Origin of the sequence: Kitasatospora sp. HPM-01-4 (genome assembly GCF_051374625.1) — a bacterium.
Classification (GTDB): domain Bacteria; phylum Actinomycetota; class Actinomycetes; order Streptomycetales; family Streptomycetaceae; genus Kitasatospora.
On the sequence record NZ_JBPQGP010000005.1, the window covers coordinates 699,675 to 719,325 of the forward strand.

General features: G+C 71.1%; 11 protein-coding genes and 1 pseudogene. 5 read left to right on the plus strand and 7 right to left on the minus strand.

Features of this window, described 5'->3' with window-relative positions; genetic code table 11:
• Nucleotides 1–78: 78 nt before the first annotated feature.
• Together ACSMTC_RS02950 and ACSMTC_RS02955 are read right to left on the minus strand one after the other, a co-directional pair.
• Nucleotides 79–351, minus strand: a complete 273-nt coding sequence (locus ACSMTC_RS02950) for a DUF5132 domain-containing protein (RefSeq protein WP_436558051.1) — start codon at nucleotides 349–351, stop codon at nucleotides 79–81.
• A gap of 131 nt (nucleotides 352–482) precedes the next feature.
• A complete protein-coding gene (locus tag ACSMTC_RS02955; protein ID WP_436558052.1) occupies nucleotides 483–2,210 on the minus strand; it encodes a DUF885 domain-containing protein in 1,728 nt (575 codons plus the stop codon).
• A 131-nt stretch (nucleotides 2,211–2,341) separates the two neighbouring features.
• Between ACSMTC_RS02955 and ACSMTC_RS02960 the strand changes: the two genes are divergently transcribed.
• Genes ACSMTC_RS02960 through ACSMTC_RS02980 form a run of 5 tightly spaced genes read left to right on the plus strand, consistent with a single transcriptional unit; the run spans nucleotide 2,342 to nucleotide 8,949 of the window.
• Entirely contained in the window at nucleotides 2,342–3,934 is a 1,593-nt protein-coding gene (locus ACSMTC_RS02960) for an ABC transporter substrate-binding protein (RefSeq protein ID WP_436558053.1), read from the plus strand.
• The gene (locus ACSMTC_RS02965; RefSeq protein ID WP_436558054.1) at nucleotides 3,931–4,917 is read left to right on the plus strand and encodes an ABC transporter permease; all 987 of its coding nucleotides are present in this window, start codon (nucleotides 3,931–3,933) and stop codon (nucleotides 4,915–4,917) included. Before ACSMTC_RS02960 ends, ACSMTC_RS02965 begins: the two co-directional genes overlap by 4 nt.
• Before the next feature lie 2 nt (nucleotides 4,918–4,919).
• Complete coding sequence (locus ACSMTC_RS02970; RefSeq protein WP_436558055.1) at nucleotides 4,920–6,845, plus strand: dipeptide/oligopeptide/nickel ABC transporter permease/ATP-binding protein; 1,926 nt, start codon at nucleotides 4,920–4,922, stop codon at nucleotides 6,843–6,845.
• On the plus strand, nucleotides 6,842–7,633 hold the full coding sequence (locus ACSMTC_RS02975) for an ABC transporter ATP-binding protein (RefSeq protein WP_436558056.1): 792 nt from the start codon (nucleotides 6,842–6,844) through the stop codon (nucleotides 7,631–7,633). The genes ACSMTC_RS02970 and ACSMTC_RS02975 overlap by 4 nt, the downstream gene beginning before the upstream one ends.
• Entirely contained in the window at nucleotides 7,630–8,949 is a 1,320-nt protein-coding gene (locus tag ACSMTC_RS02980) for an NAD(P)/FAD-dependent oxidoreductase (RefSeq protein ID WP_436558057.1), read from the plus strand. Before ACSMTC_RS02975 ends, ACSMTC_RS02980 begins: the two co-directional genes overlap by 4 nt.
• Before the next feature lie 28 nt (nucleotides 8,950–8,977).
• On the opposite strand, the gene ACSMTC_RS02985 is transcribed toward ACSMTC_RS02980, so the two are convergent.
• The 5 genes and pseudogenes from ACSMTC_RS02985 to ACSMTC_RS03005 form a co-directional block, all read right to left on the minus strand.
• A complete protein-coding gene (locus ACSMTC_RS02985) occupies nucleotides 8,978–11,098 on the minus strand; it encodes an ABC transporter ATP-binding protein (protein ID WP_436558058.1) in 2,121 nt (706 codons plus the stop codon).
• A gap of 259 nt (nucleotides 11,099–11,357) precedes the next feature.
• Entirely contained in the window at nucleotides 11,358–11,639 is a 282-nt protein-coding gene (locus ACSMTC_RS02990; RefSeq protein WP_436558059.1) for a DUF5132 domain-containing protein, read from the minus strand.
• 166 nt (nucleotides 11,640–11,805) lie between these two features.
• Nucleotides 11,806–12,981 (minus strand): alpha/beta fold hydrolase, encoded by a 1,176-nt coding sequence (locus ACSMTC_RS02995; RefSeq protein ID WP_436558060.1) that lies wholly within the window; start codon nucleotides 12,979–12,981, stop codon nucleotides 11,806–11,808.
• Between the two features lie 234 nt (nucleotides 12,982–13,215).
• Nucleotides 13,216–13,362 (minus strand): annotated as a pseudogene (locus ACSMTC_RS03000) (MarR family transcriptional regulator); the annotation flags it as partial.
• 222 nt (nucleotides 13,363–13,584) lie between these two features.
• Nucleotides 13,585–19,647, minus strand: a complete 6,063-nt coding sequence (locus ACSMTC_RS03005; protein ID WP_436558061.1) for a WXG100-like domain-containing protein — start codon at nucleotides 19,645–19,647, stop codon at nucleotides 13,585–13,587.
• Nucleotides 19,648–19,651: the final 4 nt, after the last annotated feature.

Consider the following 19,651-nt stretch of genomic DNA (forward strand, 5'->3'; position numbering starts at 1 on the left):
ATCAGCCGAACCGCCGCTCGGGTGAATGCCGCGGCGACGTGGAGGTGGGCCGGCGCAGCAGATCTCCGCAGCCGTCACTCAGTGCGTCTTGCCGCCGTCCCCGCTGTCGACCTCCACCTTCTCGGGTCTGACCGCCTCGTTGGTGGCCTTTCTGGGCCTCATCTCGGCGGCCGCCTCGGCAGCGATTCCCTGAAGCTCCTGGCGGGTCTCCTTGGCGCACTTCTTCACGTCCATGACCACTTCCACGGATGTCTTGAGCACGCCCCGTGCCAGTGGCCTGACGATTCTTTTCGCCAGTGGGGACACGACCAGTCCGACGAGAAAGGAGGGAACGGCGGGTGGCACGGTCATCGGTACCTCTCAGGAGAACTAGAGCCAACAACAAGTCCGACCGAGAGATTACTGCCTATGCCCTTGTACCGTAGTGGGTCTCTTGCTGGCGATTCCAATCGGCTTGGAATGCTTCACCCGTTTGGTCTCGCTCAGCCAATCCCGAGCTCCCGGTCCACCCTCCTGCGCAGCGCGGGAAAAGGAAGGGCACCGCCGTCCAGCACCGCTTCGTGGAAGGCGCGTACATCGAACCCGGAGTCCGCGTGTGTCTCGGCTCTCGCCCGCAATCCGCTGAATTCCAGGTAACCGGCGCGGTAGGTGAGTGCCTGCCCGGGAAGGTCACTCGAATAGCGCAGCAGATCCGAGGAGATCTGGACATCGGACTCCGTCGAATTGGCGCGCATGAACGCCCGCGCCTGCTCGAACGTCATCGTCCCGAGGTTGAGCCCGGTGTCGACGACCAGCCGCCCCGCGGTGAACCGTTCCTGGGCGAGGCGCCCGTAGGCGTCCCACGGATCGTCGTAGAGGCCCATCTCCCAGCCGAGGCCGGCCGCGTACTCGGCCCAGCCCTCGTTGAACGCGCCGAATTCGACCACCTCCCGCCGCAGGTCCGGGAGGGTCTCGTCCTCGGCCTGGCGGGCCAGGTGGAAGTGGTGTCCGGGCGCCAGTTCGTGGTAGATCAGCGAGGCCGCCCCGAGCAGTGAACGGTGCGACAGGTCCGAGCCGTTGTAGCGGTACCGCCCGACCTGCCGCGCGGCGGTGGGCTGTTCGTAGTAGCCGAACGTCATGCCCGCTTCCAGCGCCGGATCGAGGCGTGCCACACCGTACGGAGCGCGGGGCAGGGTAGCGAACCACCGGGGCAGCAGCGGCGAGAGCCGGTCGAGGTGCTTCCGGTAGCGGGCTTCGACGTCCTCGGGTGTGCGCGCGTGGAGACGGGGATCGTCGGCGATCCGCCGGTGGAACTCGGCCTCGGTCCCGGAAAAGCCGAGCGCGGAGCGGACCTGTCGCATCCGCTCGGCGAGTTCACGGCAGTGTGCCAGGCCGAGTTCGTGGAGCCGCTCGGGTGGAGTGCCGCTCGTGGTCCAGGACCGGACGAAGGACCGGTAGGCCTCTTCGCCGCCCCGGTAGTGGGCCCACCCGACCGTCTCGGGGGCGTGTTCCCGGTAGGCCGGATCCTCGATGACGGCGAGCAGCCGGTCGAAGGCGGGCTCCAGCTCCGTGGCCACCAGGTGCGCGATCCCGGCCTGCAACCGGCCCCGGCCCGCCCGGTCGAGCCCCTCCAGCCGGTCCCCGTCCACCTCCACGCAGCGCGCGAGGGAGGCACGCAGCGCGGTGATCGTGGCGCGGGCACCTGGCAGGGCGGGGGCCGGGATCCGGAAGCCGCGCGCCGCCTGCTCCGCCGTCTTGTCCCCCACGCTGCCGACGGAGACCGCGAGTTCGTGCAGGACCGTCAGGTACCGCTCCACGCCGTCGCGATCGGCGAGGACGAAGGGGCGGAACACCGCGTCGCCGTACTGCGACAGCCGGAACAGCTGGTAGGGCGTGGCGGTCGGGGTCAGCCAGTGGAACCGGCCCGCCTGTACGTCCTGTTCGGCCAGCGCCGCGAGGAAGCCGGCGGTGTCGGCGTCGGCCCCGGGCAGGTCCGCGATCTCCGCTGCTCCGAGGCCCAGTTCACCGATCCGTTCGAGGACGCCTGCCGCGAACCGGGCGCGATCCTCGGCCTCGGTGGCGGACACGCCCGGCAGCGACTCGACCGGCAGCCCCCGCCGCACCCGCAGGAAGGGATCACGGGAGAGCAGGAACTCCCAGTAACGATCGGCCAGTTCGCCGATCTCCCGACTCGCTTCCCCATCACCTGGATCCGACCTCAGCATCGTCATGAGGCAAGTGTGGTCGCCGAACGCACGGCAACCCACCGTCGCGGCAGCGCCGTTGTGCGAACTCCCCCGAAAGGGCGAAACCAGACGCCACGGCTCCGAGCCGGCCGGCTTCCGGTGGCACGATGGCGGCCATGCGCCGTCGAACCGTCCCGATCCGGATGGCAGCCGTGCTCGCCGCCGTCGCCGCTTCGGCCGGGTGCACCGGCAACGCTCCCACGCCGTCGGCGAGTTCCCCGGTCGTGATCGGCGGGACGGTCAAGGTGGCGGTGAACTCCGAGATCACCAGCTTCGACCCCTACTCCGCCTTCGGCACCAGGGTGGCCCGCTACGCCTACGACTCGCTGATCAACGTGTCGGCCGGCGGGAACCTGGTCTCCGGCCTCGCGACCGGCTGGCAGGCCGACGCCACCTCGGCCACCTTCACCCTCCGTCCGGGCGTGACCTGCTCCGACGGTACCGCGCTCAGGGCCTCCGACGTGGCCCGCTCCCTGACCTACGCGGGCGACCCGGAGCACCAGCTGGCCGGCGCCCAGTCGGCGCTGCCCAGCGTCCCGTTCACCACCGGGGCCGACGACACGGCCGGCACGGTGTCGGTGAGGATGGCCGCTCCGTACAGCTTCATCACCCGGACCATCGGCCTGCTCCCCATCGTCTGCCCGGCCGGCCTGCGGAACCCGAAGTCGCTGGAGCGGGCCAGCCAGGGCACCGGCCCTTACGTGCTGAGCGGCTACGCCCCCGGCGGGCCGTACGTGTTCACCGTGCGCCGGGGTTACGCCTGGGGGCCCGACGGGGCGGGGAGCGGGGCCCCCGGCCAGCCCGCGAAGATCGTCTTCTCGGTGGTGCCGCAGGAGTCCACGGCCGCCAACCTGCTGCTCACCGGCGGGGTGAACATCGCCGCGGTCAACGGACCGGACCGCTCCCGGCTGGCCGGCCGCGGTCTGACGGCGGCCGGGGTGCCGACTGTGGTGGGGCTGACCTTCTTCAACGAGCGCGGCGGCCGTCCGCTGGCCGACCCGGCCGTGCGCCGGGCCCTGGTCGCCGCGCTGGACCGCGCGGGGCTCGCCAACGTCGCGGCCGGGGGCACCGGCACGCCCGCCACCCACTTCACGGCGACCGACGCCGTCTGCCACGCGGATCTGGCCTCGACGGCCCTGCCCGCCGTCGACGCCGCACAGGCGCTGCGGTCCGCGGGCTGGACGCGGACGGCGGGCGGCAGGCTGACCAAGGACGGCCGCCCCCTCCACCTCCGCCTGGTCACCAGCCCCGACCTCGGTTCGACTCTGCCCTCGGTCGCGGAGCTGATGGCGCGGACCTGGACCGCGCTCGGCGCGGAGGTCCGGCTCGTCAGCGAGAACCTCAACGCCCTGGTGAACGCCATGTACCAGGAGGCCGACTTCGACGTCGTGGTCGGCACCTCCCCGGGGTTCCTGCTCCCGGCCTCGTTCATCCCGTTCTTCTCCGGCCCGCCCCCGGCCCGGGGACTGAACTTCGCGGGCGTCGACAATCCGGAGTACAGCCGGCTCGTCGCGCAGGCCCTCCGGGAACCGGACACCGCCGGGTGCGCGACCTGGAACGAGGCGGCCGCGGCACTGTTCCGCTCGGCCGACGCCCTGCCGATCGCGGACGGCACCAGCACGGTCTACGGGTACCGCACGACCTTCTCCGCCGGCTTCGGCGGAGAGGTGGTCCCGACCAGCATCCGGCTCCACGGGGGAGCACGATGACCGCCCCCCTCAGCCGCCTCACCGCGATGGCACGGCGTCACCCGTGGACGGCGTTCTGCGGCCGGCGCCTCCTACGGCTGGCCGTCTCCCTGTGCGCCGTGTTCACCGGCTCGTTCGCGATGATCCACCTGATTCCCGGCGACCCGGTCCGCGCCGCGCTGGGCATCGACGCCGCCCCCGCGCTCGTGGCCGCACGCAGACACCAACTCGGCCTCGACCAGCCGCTGGTGGCGCAGTACCGGCACTATCTGTCCGCTCTCGCGCACGGAGACCTGGGTGCGTCGCTGGTGACCGGCACGCCCGTCGCCGAGCTGCTCGAAACCCGCCTGCCGGCCACCCTGGAGATCGCGCTGCCGGCCTTCCTCGCCACGGTCCTCGTCGCCTTCCCGGCCGGACTGCTCGCCGCGATCCACACCCGCGAGGGCCGGCGTCCCCGTGGCGAGCTGGTGTTCACCGCGGTGACGGCCACCCTGACCGGGCTGCCGGACTTCGTGCTCGCCGCGGGTCTGACGGCGGGGCTGGCGGTGGGCCTGGAGCTGTTCCCGATCGCGGGTGCCACCGGTGCGGCCTCGCTCGTCCTCCCCGTACTCGCCCTGGCGCTCGCGCCAACCGCCTTGCTGGCCAGGATCGTTCGGGTCGAGGCACTCAGGGTGCTCGCGGAGGACTACGTCCGCACCGCCCGGGCGAAACGGCTGCCGTCCGCCGCGCTCTATCTGCGCCATGTGGCACCGAACATGCTGACCGCCTCGCTGACGGTCGCGGGCAGCCTGCTGCCGGCGATGATCGCCGGAACGGTGCTCGTCGAGAAGGTGTTCGCCTGGCCCGGCGTCGGTTCGGCACTCGCGCAGTCCGTCGTCGCCCAGGACTACCCGGTGGTGCAGGCGATGGTGCTGGTCCTGGGCACGACGGTGCTCGTCGCGAACTTCCTGGTCGATCTGCTCCTCGGGCTGCTCGACCCCCGATCGACGATCCGGGAGATGTGACGATGACGGCCTCGCTGCTCCCCCGGGCTCCGCGCGCCGGCGCCGGGCGCCGGCCCGGTACCGCCCGGCGCTCGCCGACGTTCGTCCTCGCCGTCGCCATGGCCGGTTCGCTGGCCTTCCTGGCCGCCGCCGGACCGCTCCTGTGGGGAGCGGCGGCCGAACGCCTCGATCTGTCGGCCGTGTTGCAGGGGCCGTCCTCCGCGCACCCGGTCGGCACCGACAGTCTCGGACGCGACCTGCTCGCCCGGGTCCTCACCGCGACCCGGCTGTCCCTGGCACTGGCGCTCGCGGCGACCCTGCTGGGCGCGGCGGCCGGGGTGGCGCTCGGTTCCCTCACCGCCGTCCTGGGCCCCCGAAGCCGTCGGCTGATCGGGTCGCTGATCAACCTCCTGCTGGCCTTCCCCGGGCTGCTGGTGGCGATGTTCTTCGCGGTGATCTTCGGCGCGGGAGCAGCCGGTGCGGTGTTCGCGCTGGCCATCGGCAGCACCCCGGGATTCGCGCGCCTCACCCAGACCCTCTCCGCCCGCGTCGCGGGCATGGACTTCATGGCGGCGGCCCGCGTCCTGGGCCTGCGCCGCCACCGCCTGCTGTGGCGTCATCTCCTGCCCAACATCGCCGAGCCGCTGCTGCTCAACACCACCATCTCGGCGGGCTCCGCCCTGGTCGCACTGTCCGGGCTGAGCTTCCTCGGGCTGGGCGTGCAGGCCCCCGCCTACGACTGGGGGCAGTTGCTCGACCAGGGACTGGACCGCATCTACGCCCAGCCGCTGCCGGCGATCGCGCCGGGCCTGGCCATCGTCTACGCCGGGTTGACCTTCCAACTGCTCGGTGAGGTGCTGGCCCAGGCCGCCGCCCGACGGCACGCCGGCCCGCCGCGCCTGCCCGAGCAGGCGGTGCGCCCCACCCCGTCGGCGGCCCCGGACGGGAACGGCGCCGTCCTGGAAGTCGAGGACCTCACGGTCCGCATCCCCACCCCCGACGGGGTGATCCACCCGGTCCGCGGCATCAGCCTCACGCTGCGGCGCGGCGAGATCGTCGGTCTGGTCGGTGAGTCCGGCTCCGGCAAGTCACTGACGGCGCTGGCGCTCGCCGACCTGCTGCCGGAGCACGCACGGGCGACCTGGCGGACCAACCGCTTCCTGGGCACCGACGCCGGCGCCCTGACACCGAAGGCCCGGGCCCGACAGCTCGCGACCGGCCTGGCGATGGTCTTCCAGAACCCGGCATCGGCCCTCAACCCGTCGCTTCGGATCGGCACGCAGCTGACCGAGGCGGTACGCGCTCATCTCGGCACCAGCCGGGCGGACGCCGACAGACGGGCCCGAACCGCCCTCACCCGGGTCGCACTGCCGTCGGCGGACCGGCTCACCCGCTCCCGGCCCTTCCAGCTCTCGGGCGGGCAGCGCCAGCGCGTGATGATCGCGACGGGCCTGATGACGGCGCCCGAGCTGATCATCGCCGACGAGCCGACGACGGCGCTCGACGTCACGGTGCAGCGCCAGATCGTGGACCTGCTCGACGGCATCCGGCGCGAGGCGGGCACCGCCGTCCTCTTCATCAGCCACGACGTCGCGCTGGTCGCGGAGGTGTGCGACCGGGTCCTGGTCATGTACGGAGGGCTGATCGTCGAGAGCCTCCCGGCGGCGCACCTCGCCACCGGTTCCCGGCACCCCTACACCCGGGCCCTGGTCGAGTCGGTGCCCGACCTGTCCACCGGCCGCGACCGCCCGCTGCGGACCATCGACGGCGCACCGCCCGATCCGCTCTCACCGGGCCCGGGCTGCCCCTTCCAGCCGCGCTGCGCCCACCGGCAGGACAGGTGCGCGATCCAGAACCCGCCCCTGTCCGATCTCGGCACCGGCCATCAGGCGGCCTGCTGGCATCCGCTGCCGCCGTCGGCGCCCCGACCCGGGCCGGTACTGACATGACCGGCCTGACGCTACGTGACATCACGGTCCGGTACCACGGCCCGGGCGGCCCGGTCACGGCGGTGGACCGGGTCTCGCTGGAGGTGCCCGAGGGCAGCACGGTCGGCCTGGTGGGCGAGTCCGGCTCGGGGAAGTCCAGCCTGGCCCGGGCGATCGTGGGCCTCGCGCCCATCTGTGGCGGCGAGATCCTGGTCGGCGGCCGCGCCGCGCTCAGCCGCACGGTCCGCGACCGGCGCCGGCTGGGCCGGCAGGTCCAGATCGTCTTCCAGGACCCGGACACCGCCCTGGATCCACGGATGACCGTCCGCCGGACGCTGACCGAGGCGGCGACCGCCTTCCGCGGGCTCGACCGCCAGGCCCGCGAGCGTCGTGTCGCCGAACTGCTCGACCTGGTCGGCCTCGACCACCTGCTCGCGAACCGGCTGCCGCGGCAGCTGTCCGGCGGCCAGCGCCAGCGCGTCGCCATCGCCCGTGCGCTCGCCGCCGAGCCCGGCATCCTGATCGCCGACGAGATCACCTCGGCTCTCGACGTCTCGGTCCAGGCCTCGGTCCTCAACCTGATCCGCGAACTGCGGCACCGTCTCGGCCTGTCCGTGCTGTTCATCGGGCACAACCTGGCCGCGGTCCGCTACGTCTGCGATGTCATCGCGGTCATGTACCTCGGCCGGATCGTCGAGATCGCCCCGACCGAGGAACTGCTGCTCGACCCGCGGCATCCCTACACCCGCTCGCTCCTCGCCGCCGTACCCAGCCTGCACACCCCGCCACGAAGGACGGACACGCCATGACGACTCCCGAGGCAGCCGGCGCGGACGCGGTGGTGGTGGGAGCCGGGGTGATCGGCGCCGCCGTCGCGTACGAGCTGGCCAGGACCGGTCGCAGCGTCATCGTCCTCGACAAGGCGGGCGGAGCCGGGCACGGGTCGACCAGCGCCTCCAGCGCCATCATCCGGTTCACCTACTCCACCCGGGACGGCGTCGCCACCTCCTGGGAGTCGCAGCACTACTGGTCCCACTGGGCGGCGTACCTGCGCTGCTCCGACCGGCGCCCCCTCGCCAGGTTCCACCGCACCGGGGCCGTCGCGCTCGACGCGCCTTTCCCCCCGGCCTCGGCCTTCGTCGCCCTGTTCGACGAGGTCGGCGTCCCGTACGAGCGCTGGGACGCCGCGACCTTGCGCGACCGGATGCCCGGCATCGACCCGGGACGGTACTGGCCGCCCAGGCCCGTCCATGACGACGCCTTCTTCGCCGGGCCGACCGGTGAACTCGGTGCCCTGTTCATGCCCGAGGCGGGCTTCGTCGACGACCCGCAGCTCGCGGCGCAGAACCTCGCGGACGCCGCGGCCGGCCTCGGAGTGCGGTTCCTGTTCCACCGCAGGGTGGTCGGCGTCGACCGCCGTGCGGACCGGGTGTCGGGCGTCCGGCTCTCCGACGGCACGCTCGTGACGGCACCGGTGGTGGTCAACGCGGCCGGTCCCTGGTCGGGTGCGCTCAACCGACTGGCGGGCGTCGGCGCCGAGTTCACCGTCGGGGTACGGCCGCTGCGCGAAGAGGTGCACCAGGTCGCCGCTCCCGGCGGCTACGGCACCGACGACACCCCCGGGCCGGTCGTCGCCGACCTCGACCTCGGCACCTATCTGCGCCCGGCCACCGGCGGGAACCTGCTGATCGGCGGGACCGACCCGGAGTGCGATCCCCGGGAGTGGATCGACGATCCCGACACCGCGAAGCCGTATCCGACGGTCCGCCGGTTCCAGGCCCAGGTGACCAGGGCGGCGCGCCGCTTCCCCGGGCTCACCGTGCCGAACCGGCCCACCGGCATCGCCGGTGTCTACGACGTCGCGGACGACTGGACGCCGATCTACGACCGCACCGATCTCGGCGGCTACTACGTCGCCATGGGCACCAGCGGCAACCAGTTCAAGAACGCCCCGCTGGCCGGCCGGTTCCTCGCCGCCCTGGTCGACCGGGTCGAGGCCGGTCACGACCACGATCGCGACCCCGTGCGCTACACCTGTGAGCACACCGGAAACGTCATCGACCTGAGCGCCTTCTCCCGCAGGCGTCCCGTCGACACGGACTCCCCCCGGTCCGTCATGGGCTGACGGACCGGGGGGAGCCTCGGCCTCGGTGCTATGCGTACTGCTTCACGCCGGACTGCAGCCGCCACAGGGAGGCGTACAGCCCATCACGTCTGACCAGGTCGGCATGGGTACCCTCCTCCGCGACCCCGCCCTGGTCCATCGCGTAGATCCAGTCGGCGTGGCGGATGGTGGACAGCCGGTGGGCGATCACGATCAGGGTCCGACCGGCCGCGAAGCTCTTGAGGGCGCGCTGGATCGCGGCCTCGGTCTCGTTGTCCACGGCCGAGGTGGCCTCGTCGAGGATGACGATCGGAGAGCCCTTCAGCATGGCCCGGGCCAGCGCGATCCGCTGCCGCTGCCCGCCCGAGAGGGCGGTGCCGCGCTCCCCGACCAGCGTGTCGTACCTCGACGGAAGCGCGCCGATGTAGCCCTCGGCCTCCGCCATGCGCGCCGAGTCCCGCACGCTCTCGGCGGTGGCGTCGAAGCTGCCGTACCTGATGTTCTCGCCGATCGTGCCGTCGAAGAGGTGGGCGTCCTGGGCGACGAAGCCGACCGCCTTCCGCAGGTCCCCCAGGTTCAGCTCCCGGATGTCCTGGCCGTCGAGCAGGACGCGCCCCGAGTCGGGCTCGTGGAAGCGCATCAGCAGCCTGGCGACGGTCGTCTTCCCGGATCCCGTGGCACCGACGATGCCGGTGACCTGCCCGGGCGCGACACGCAGCGACAGCTCCCGCAGGACGGGCGGGCGCCCCGGGTAGGAGAAGGTCACCGCGTCGAGCACGACCTCGCCCTTGACGCCGCTCACGTCCAGCGGCCTCCCCTCCTCCACCGGCTCGACGGGAAGGCTGCGCAGGTGCTGGACGCGGTCGAAGGCGGCCAGCGTCCGCTGGTACTGGTCGGCGGTGCCGCCGAGCCGGGTCAGCTTCCACAGGACCTGCTGGGGAAGGCCGATCAACGGACTGAACACCTCGAAGGGGAGTGTGCCGTTGAGTACCGCGCGGCCGCCCAGCAGGAGCATGCCCGCCATCGAAGCGGTGGTGCACACCCGGACGTTCTCGATGTACCGGACGACACCGCGGTCGGTCTGCCGGTTGCTCTCCAGGCAGGCCTCACTCAGCCGGTCGACGCGTTCGGCCTCGTAGTCCTCGGTGCAGAAGCTCTTGACCGTCGCGCTCGCCTCCAGGTTGTTGATCAACTGGCTCTGGAGCCGGGCCCGGTGCTCTCCGGAGGCCGCGTAGTCGGCGGACGTGCGGTCGTGGTAGTAGAACGACAGCCAGGCGATGAGCGGAACCGGCAGGAAGGCGATCCAGGCGATCTGCGGCGCCATCAGCAGGAACACCGGCACCAGGACGGCGAAGCTGGTGGCCAGCTGGACCACCTCGTGCAGCGAGTGGCCGACGAAGTCGCCCATCTGGCTGATGTCCCCGCCGAGCACCCCGGCGACCCTGGTCGTCCGCTCGCCCTCCAGCTGCGCGAGTTCCAGGCGCTGCACATGCGGGTACGTCTCGCTGCGCCAGTCGTGCTGGATGGTCTGGCCGAGCCTGCGCCAGGTCACACCGGCGGCGTACGAGAGCGCCGCCACGGCACCGCAGACCACCGCGGCCGCACCGGCCAGTGCCCAGAGCTGGGTGGAGGCGCCGACCAGGCCGAGGCGGACGAGAGCGGCGCTCTCGCCCTTGATCAGCACCAGGGCGATCCAGCCGATGAACAGGCCGAGCGTCATCTCCATGAGCTGGGCGGCCGCCGACAGCGCCGAGGCCAGGCCTAGTCGGCGCTTGTGCGGACCGATGATCTGCAGCAGCGGGTGCCGTTGTCGAGTGGCGGATGCCGAGGCGTCCGGCTCACCGCCGGATCTTCGCCAGGCGCGGCGGACGATGACCGCCGTCGCCGTGACCACGGCCCCCAGGCTCACCAGCGGTCGGACCAGGATCTTCCAGCCTCCCAGGGCCAGCGCCACCCCTCCCCCGGCAAGGGCGAGCCGGGCGGGGGTGGGTCCGCGGTCCCCGGCCGGCCGCTCACCGGGTTCGGCAGGGTCCGGACGGACGGCCCCCGTGAGCCGCTCGACCAGCCGGGAGACGGCCTGCCGGAGAATCCGGCCGACCTCCCCCTGGCCCAGCACGGAGCCGTCGTGGAAGATGAGCACCCGCCCGGTGACCGGATTCGCACGCGCCATCGTGATACCCGGTGATCCCCGAAGTGCGGTCTCCAGGATTTCCGCGGCCCGGGGCCTGCCGAGCACCACCGGGACATCCCACCGCTGCCGGCCCGGCAGAACCGACCGCGGCTGCGGATCCGAATCCACGGGACGACGCTCTGCCACCGCATCCACGACAGACGGCACGGATAACCACCACCGGTTTTCGGAGAAGAAGGAGGAATACTTACCGGAACACGATGACCCGGGCAAAGACCGCGGGCGGGACCACTACGTCCTACTTACTGCCGCTGCCGGCCGGCACGGGCGTCGCCGGGCGCGGCTTCGCGCTCCTGATACCGCCGGCCGAATCGGGGGCGAGGTCCGTACCGCCCATCTCCGCGGTCACCTCGGCGGCCAGGTCCTGAAGCCCTTCGCCCGCCTCCTGGGCGACCTTCCTCACCTCGACGACCAACCCGACCGAGGTCTTGACAATTCCCCGGAGCAGCGGCTTCGCAATTCGCTTTGCCAGCGGGGCAACAATAAGTCCGACCAAAAACGGGGGAACAACAGGCGGCATGATCTCACGTCCCTCTCTTGAACGTTCTGCTCCGACGAACCTACCGCAAGATCAACTGTAGACATGGCAACTCCTGGCCCAATTTCCCTAATAGCAACGCCAGATTTCACCCGTTAGAGTGTTTCAGGGCGCGGGCGGCGCAACATTTGCTAATTAGGCTTAACCACTAATCAGCCGGACGGTTCGACTGCGATCGCAGTTCCACGGCCAGCTCCTCCACCAGGGCCCGTACCACCCCGGCCACGAACTCCGGCACCTCGTGAGGGAAGTTGTGACTGGTGCCCTCCGGCGAGTAGATCCGCCGTGCCCTCGTCGAGGTCGCCAGGAACCGGCTCCTGGTGCTGAGGTAGAAGCGGCGCAGCCGGTCGGCCTCGACCGGCTCGCTGACCGCGTTCAGCACCTCCTCGCCACCGGCCAGGTCCCTGGGGGTGACCAGCAGTACGCGCAGGTCCGCCAGATCGCCGTCGTAGACCACGGTCTGCCATCCCGCCCGGGCCATGCCGGTCGGCAGCAGCTCACCGAAGATGGAGGCGGCGGCACAGTCCGACCTGGTCCTGAACGCATCGACCCGCACAGTGCGCTTGGCCGGTGTCTGCGACTGCCCGGCGTCGGCGGGCCTCGCGCTCACACCCCCGTCGCGGTGCACACCGAACAGGTGGCGCAGCGCGGACCACAGGTGACTCCTCCGGGACCGCGTCAGCAGCGGGTTCGGCAGACCGTAGACGACCACGTCGGGAGGGGTCGGATCAAGCAGCACGAGCCCTGCCACCAAGTCCGGTCGGCGCCTGGCCGCGTTGGCGACCAGCAGCCCCCCGAAGGAGTGCCCCACGAGGACGAAAGGTCCGTTGAGGCCGGCGCCTTCCAGAGCCGCGAACAGCTCCAGGGCCTCGGTCTCCGTCGTCCGCGGGAACGGGCCGGCGTCGCTCCACCCCGACCCTGGACGGTCGACCAGCACCGACCGGGTCTCCTCCCGCAGCATCGTGTGCAGCTGGTGGAACTCCTGTCCGGGCGCGTGCCCGCCGGGCACCCACACGACCGTCGGCTTCGTCGCGGACTCGCCCTCGGCCAGGACGTGCATCCGGTATCCGCCCACATCGACCAGCCGGCCCGGCGGCGGGTACTCGGCGCGCACCCGGGCGACGTGTACCAGATGGCGGACGGACCCCAGCGCCAGCAGTACGGCGGCACCGACCACGATCCCGCCGACCACCCGGGCCCAGGTCGCGCCCAGGGCGACACCCGCCGCGCCCAGGGCTCCCAGCACCAGGGCGACCGGCAGCCCCGCCCAGTCGCGGCTGACCCACGCGAGCAGGCCGTTCACAACACGCCCGTCCCGACGCATCGGACCTCCGTCTCAGGCCTCCGCAACCTCGCTGCCGCCGTCAACCCCTATTGGACACAGTCCGAGGCGGGCCAACCCGGGCAGAGGCGCATTCGGGGGAAATCCCGCGCAACCGGCTCCGGTCCGGCAGCGCCACAGGAAGGGTTCCCGGCTCCACCGCAGGGAACCGCCCGGCCGCCCGCCGATGGGCCGGCGGCGGCCGCCGAGGCTGCCTGGCCGATATCTGACGGTCGATCAGGTAGTGCTGTCCGAGGCCGTTCCGGGTTTCGACTGGAGGATCTCGCGGGCCTGGTCCGCGGGGCGGGAGATGCTCTCGGAGACGAAGTCGACGAAGCGGGCGATGTCCTCCAGGCGGGCGGCGGGTGGGGTGCCGGGGTCGAGTCGGCTCGGTGGACCGGGCCGAGCGGGGTGGACCCGCATGGGCCGGGTCAGCTCTTCGACATCGCACCCCGGGGGCAGAGGCTCCCCGTCCCCGAGGTTGCGAAGAGGCTCACCCGTCAAGACCGGCAGGAACGCGCGCCTCGGCCGTGCGCCCGCAAGCCGAACACCCCCACGCACTTCCCGAGTGCGTGAGGGTGAGCTGGGGCGTCCGGGTAACGGCTGCTACTCGGCGGCGACCCTGGCCTTCTTGGACAGGTGACCGGTCAGCTCGTCCACCTCGTCCGTCATCGGGATGTCCCCCGAGTCCGCCGTCGACGGCTCGTCGATGTCCATGTCGTCGGCGGAGCGCTTCGGCGGGCGAGCCGAGGGTTCAGCCGAGGCGACCGGCGCGACCGGGGTGACCGGGGTGACATCGATGTCCATGGCGTCGTCCGAGGACGCTGGGGTGCCGGGGCGGCGCCGGGGGCCCTCCGGATTGAGCATGTCGACGACGTCGTCCGGGAGCGGAGTCGCGTCGGGACGGCCCGTGAACTCTCCGGACGAGGAGACCGGGATCCTGCCGTAGACGGGCGTGGTGGTGTCCTTCGGCCCAGGGACGCCCAGCTGCGTCCTGACGTTCCCCACACCATCTCCGTTGCCGGGCGAGTTGTGCAGGTCCTCGTGGGTCTTGGGCGCCATCATCTCGCGCAGCGCAGTGGGCACGAGCTGCGCGTTCTCCAGGATCGAGAGCCCGGACAGCACCTGCTGGGTGTGGGGCGTGTACAGGACCTCGGGCGGGAGTTGGCCGTGCGCGACCGCCGTGAGCAGCTGCTCGTCGGGGGTGATCTGCGGGTCCAGGAAGTTCTGGATCCACTTGTTGGTGTCCTCGTCACCGAGCCGGAGGTTGTCGGTGCTGTTGGAAAGCATCGTGGTGATCTCGGCGATCCTGTCAGGGACTTCGTCCTTCGGAGCCCTGAGCGCCTCCTCGAACAGGGTGGCCGGGTGGTTCTTCCCCGGGCCCGCGTGGGCGAACGCCCCGCCGTACTGTGCCCCGACGAGGTTCAGGTCAGCCTCGGCCCGGCCCTTGGCGACCGCTTCCCGTCCCTTGGCGGCCGCTTCCTTCCGCGACAGGCCGGTCAGGCCGGCCAACTCGCGGTCGATCCGGTCGAGTGCGTACTTGTTCGGCTCGTAGGCGCTCTTCTTCTCCTTGAGCATCTCCCGAGCCTCCTCCAGCGACTTGGTCGCCTCGTGCGCGTCCTTCTTCGCCTGGGCCAGTTTCTCGTCCGCCTCGGCGGAATCCTTCGCCAAGTCGTCGGCGCGGGGGGCGCCAGCGGCCTTCGCCTTCTCGGCCTGGTCCTTCAGATCGGCGGCCTCCCGGTCAGCCGTCTTCAGGTCGGCGGCGGTCTTCTTGACCGCGTTCTCCGCATCCGTGACGGCGGTTTCGGCGGTCGCCACGGCTTTTTGGCCGCTGGTCACCAGCTTGGACACATTAGCCCGGGTGAACTTCGACGAATATCCCTTGAGTTCCTCGTCGTTCCTGGCCGTGGCATGGTCGATTTCGGCCGTGTGGAGGCCGTCGCGCTTGGCGTCGAGCGTGTCGGCGAGGTGCCGGAGTTCCTCCTCCTTGGGGACTTCCCCCTTGCGCAGCGCCTCGGCGTGCTTGGTCAGCGAAGCGGCGAGCCCGGGGTCATACCCGACCCGGTTGGCCGTGTCCGCGAGAGCGTCGAGCTTGTCGGCGAGGTGCTTGCGGGTTCCCGGATCGCTCAGGTGCCCCGTCTCCACGTTGTGCAGTACGGGGGAGAGATCGTTCAGCTGGTGACGGCCGACGACTCCGTTGACGAGGGCGAGGTCGTCCAGCGCCTTCTCGTTCACCGTCTTCTCCAACTTCCCGAACTCGCCCTGGATGTGGGCGAGTCCGGCGGCATCACCGGGCTTCAGCGCGGCTGTCTTCCCGTCGAGGTCGTCGAGGTGCTGCTTGACCTCTCCCCCGTCGAGTCCTGCCTTGCCAAGGCTCTCCCGCAGCTTTGTCAGCGCCGCCTGAGCCGTCGCCTGGTCGGTCACGCCCTTCGCGCCCTCAAGCTCCTTCGCCAGGTCGGGGGTGCCGTAGAGGGTTTCCAGGTCAGGCTTTCCGGCCTTTAGGCTCTTCAGGTCATGGGATGCCAGGACGTCCAAGCCGTGCCCCTCGACAAGCCGCTTCTGAGCCTCCCGGCCGAGTTTGTCCAGGACACGGTGGCCGTCGGGCGAGACGGCCTCGGTGAACCTGCCGAATGCCTCCGTCGCCTCGCGCTTGCCCACATCATCCAGAGCGCGAGCCTTGAGGACGGCAGACGTCATGTACTTGTGCAGCATGGTATCGGCGACGATGTGGTTACGGTTGACGGACTCGGCTTGCAGCGGCGGCTTGTCTCCGCTCTTCCTGTCCCAGGCCTGCTCCACGTTCTCCGAGTGCGGATCGGTGCGCAGTCGGCCTCCCGGCGAGTCCTTGAAGTTGTCCTCGTAGACCTTGTCGACCTTCTTTTCCCAGTCGGCGGGAATTTTCCGGGCCTTGTCCCTGAGGCTCGACACCGCCTTGAACTTCTGTTCCAGGATGGCGACTTCCTCCGTCTTCTTTCGGAGAGTCGGCTCCAGACTGGGGTCCGCCTCGGCCCGCACCTCCAGGTCGGCCCTGGCACGCTCGGCGTCGTCCAGCTTGGACTTCGTCTCGGCGGCGGCCTTCTCCAGGTTCGAGGCCTCCCGGCTCAGCAGTTTCAGGGTCATTTTCTTGTACCCCTGATGCTGATCGAGCATCGCGTAGGTATCCCTGTCGATGAGATCAGCGCGCTTGTAAGCCTCCAGTTTGGAACGCAGCTCAGTGAACTCGCCCGAGTCGGGGCCCAGGAACTCGTCGATGGCGTTGAGCGCGTGCTCCGCCTTGATGGTGTGCACGTACTCCCCGTTGGCCCTCGCCTCGGCCGGAGTGGTGCCGAAGTGGGGGGCGTCCGGCTCGAACAGGCTGTGGTCGTGGGTGCCGCCGGAGACGGGTTCCTCGTGGGGGCCGGTGGTGGCGGCCCAGACCTTGTCGTCCTTGCCCATGTGGCCGGGGAGTTCGCCGGGCTTGGCCTCCCAGGTGCGGTGGGTGGTGGGGTCGGCCCAGTGGAGCGTGCCGTCCTTGCCGTGGACCAGGGCGAGGGCGTGGCCCTCCTGCGGGGGCTTCCCGGTGAGGACGGTGGAGAAGCTGCCGGGGCCGGCCTTCTTCACCTGCTCGTGGAGGGCGTCGATGCCGTGCTGGCCCTCGCCGAACAGCGCAGGGGCGCCCTGCTGCTTGAGCACCGACCAGCCGGCGTCGTCCTCGGGACGGCCTTCGAGCGGGCGGTCGGCGGGACGCGGCTTGCCGTAGTGGGTGTCGCGCAGCGCGCCGGTGGCCTCCAGGCAGTTGTGCAGGCTGGTGCCGTCCACACTGGTCTCGTGAGGATTGACGTGCTCCAGCAACTCGGTGGTCAGCTCGGGGAAGCGTCCCTCGCCCGTCCCCCGCAGATGCTCCTTCAGCTTCTCGTGCTGTTCGCGGGTGACGCGTTCCACCCCACGGCCCTGGAGGACCGCGTCGGACCGCTCGTACTCCGGGGTCCGCTGCCGCTTCGCGGGCCCGCTACCGTCCTCGTGCTCGTCCGCCGAACGTCCGTGCTTGTCGCCGGCCTTCGGGTCCGGCTCGTGCCCGGCCCCGGTGGCGTGCTCCTTCGCGGACTCGGAGAAGTGGCCGTCCAGGGTCGGCTTTTCGCCGATCCCACGGGCCTTGCGGATCGGGCGCTCCGGCGCGACCGCGCCCTCGTGTTCCCGGTTGGTGGTGTGTTGGGGGTTCTGGGGGTTCTCCTGCTGAGTCCTGTGCTGCGTTTCGTGCTGGTTCTCGTGCTGCGTCCCGTGCGCGGTCGGGAACGCCTCGTCGTGGGAACGCTTGCCGCCCGTGCCGGGGGTCTCACCCCGGGGCGTCGTGGCGGGCCCACGTCCGCTGCCCGCTGTCTCCCCGGTACGGGCCGGACGGACCGGCCCGAACCGCAGCCCGGCACCGGGCGCGGATGCGAAGTCCGAACCACGAACCGGCTTGGCGGAGGGCGCCGATGACGGCATGTGAGTGGGGACGCTCTGGCGCCCACCACCGCCGCCACCACCACCACCGGACGCAACCGGACCGGGCGTGAATCCGCCGGCCGGCAGGGGAGCGGAGGTCGGCGTCTGCGCCGGCCCCGTACCCGTGGTGTTGTCCGCAGGAGGCACCTGCTCGGTGGTGCCGTCAGGGAAGCCGGGCGCGCGGTCCGGGGAGGTACGGGTCGGAGCCGGACCGCTGGCTAGACGGGTCCCGTCGAGATGGGTGCTGCCCGTACCCGAGGTCGGTACCGCTCCGGGCAGATGGGCGCCGAAGGACGCCGCACCACCCGACGAGACATGAGAACTCGTCCCGCCGACACCGTCGGACGGCCCGGGGCCGGCCTCGTACGCCGGGGGTGCGTCGTGGCTGCTGACCGGCTTCTCCGGGGCCGGCTCATACGCCGGGGGCGCGTCATGGCTGACCGGCCGCTCGGGGGTCGGTTCATACGCCGGGGGCACATCGTGGCTAACCGGCTTCCCCGACATGGGCTCGTACGCCGGAGGCGCATCATGGCTCACCGGCCGCTCCGAGGCCGGCTCATACGCCGGGGGCGCGTCATGCCCAACCGACTTCCCACCAACCGGCTCGTACGCCGGAGGCGCGTCATGGCTCACCGGCCGCTCGGGGGTCGGCTCATACGCCGGAGGCGCGTCATGGCTGACCAGCCGATCCGAGGCCGGCTCATACACCGGGGGCACATCGTGGCTGACCGGCTTCCCACCAACCGGCTCATACGCCGAGGGCGCGTCATGACTGACCGGCCGCTCCGACACCGGCTCATACGCCGGAGGCGCGTCATGCCCAACCGACTTCCCATCAACCGGCTCATACGCCGGGGGCACGTCATGACTGACCGGCCGCTCCGAGGCCGGTTCATACGCCGGGGGCACATCGTGGCTAACCGGCTTCCCCGACATGGGCTCGTACGCCGGAGGCGCGTCACGCCCAACCGACTTCCCACCAACCGGCTGATAAGCCGGCGGCGCGTCATGGCCCGCGCCGCCCACCGCCTCGTACGGTCGCGGCGCGTCGGTGGAGTGGGTCTCCAGGGGGGTCGAGGAGGGGCGGTCGGAGCCGAAGGGGACCAGGCCGGTGGGACGGGGAGCAGGTGCGTCGCCGCCGCCGGGTGTCGGGCGGTCGAACTTGGAGCCGCCACTGCCGGCGCTCTCACTGGAGCCGGTGGGTCCGTGGTAACTGTCGACGCCGGTCGGCTTGTTGACGGGACTGAAGGTCGGCGCGTCGATCGACTTGCCGCCCGCGCCGGGGATCTCGCCGGCCGAGGGGATCTTGGGGACTTCGGAGTGCCCCTTCAGGGCGCTCGCACCCGCGTGCACCCCCACGCCCGCACCGCCGCTGAGGCCCGAGCCGAGCAGGGAACTGCTGTCGACCTTGCCGGTGGTCACGAGCTGGGTGATGGCGTCGGTGCCGACACCGACCGCCGCACCGGTGGCCACCTTGCCCACGGTCGAGCCCATGGCACCCTCGAGGCCGGCCTTTTCGCCGGCCTTGCCGATGCCCTTTCCCAGCAGGTTGCCGGTGGCACCGGCCACCGCGCCACCCAGGGCGTTCTGGCCCACCTCCTTCATGTCGATGCTCTTGCGGTGGCCTTCCGCCAACTCGATGGTCTGGGCGATCAGATTGATCGCCGCCATCTGCACCGCCTGCTTCACCGCGTGCTGCAACGCCTCCATCAGCAGTTTCTTCAGCACCTGCTGGACAGTCTCGCGGGAGATGGTGATGAACACCGGGATCTCCGCCATCGAAGCGCCGAACGTCGGCACGGCCTCGGCCTCAGCGGTGGCGATCTCGAAGGCCAGGATTCCGAGTTGGGCGATGATCTGGATCTTCGCGGTCTCGGCGGAGTTCGCCATCGCCTCCAGCATGTCGCCCATGCCGTTCAGGGCATTGATGACGCCGGGCAGGTAGCCCGGTTCGGTTTCGGTACCCTTGCCGACCGAGTACTCGGCCCAGTACTTGGCCAACCCCTCTGCGGCGACGCCCTGTTGGCCTTCCAGCGCGTTCTTCACCGCGGCGTCCGCAGCGTGCGTGGCGTCCAGCAGATTCGTCGCGGTCTTGCGGCAGTGGTCGGCCATGTCCCGCAGCTGGCCCTCGTCCGCCTCCGGCCAACGAGTGCCGGCGAGAAGCAGAAGGACCCACTGCAGAGGCTCCGGAAGTTCGACAGCCATCGAG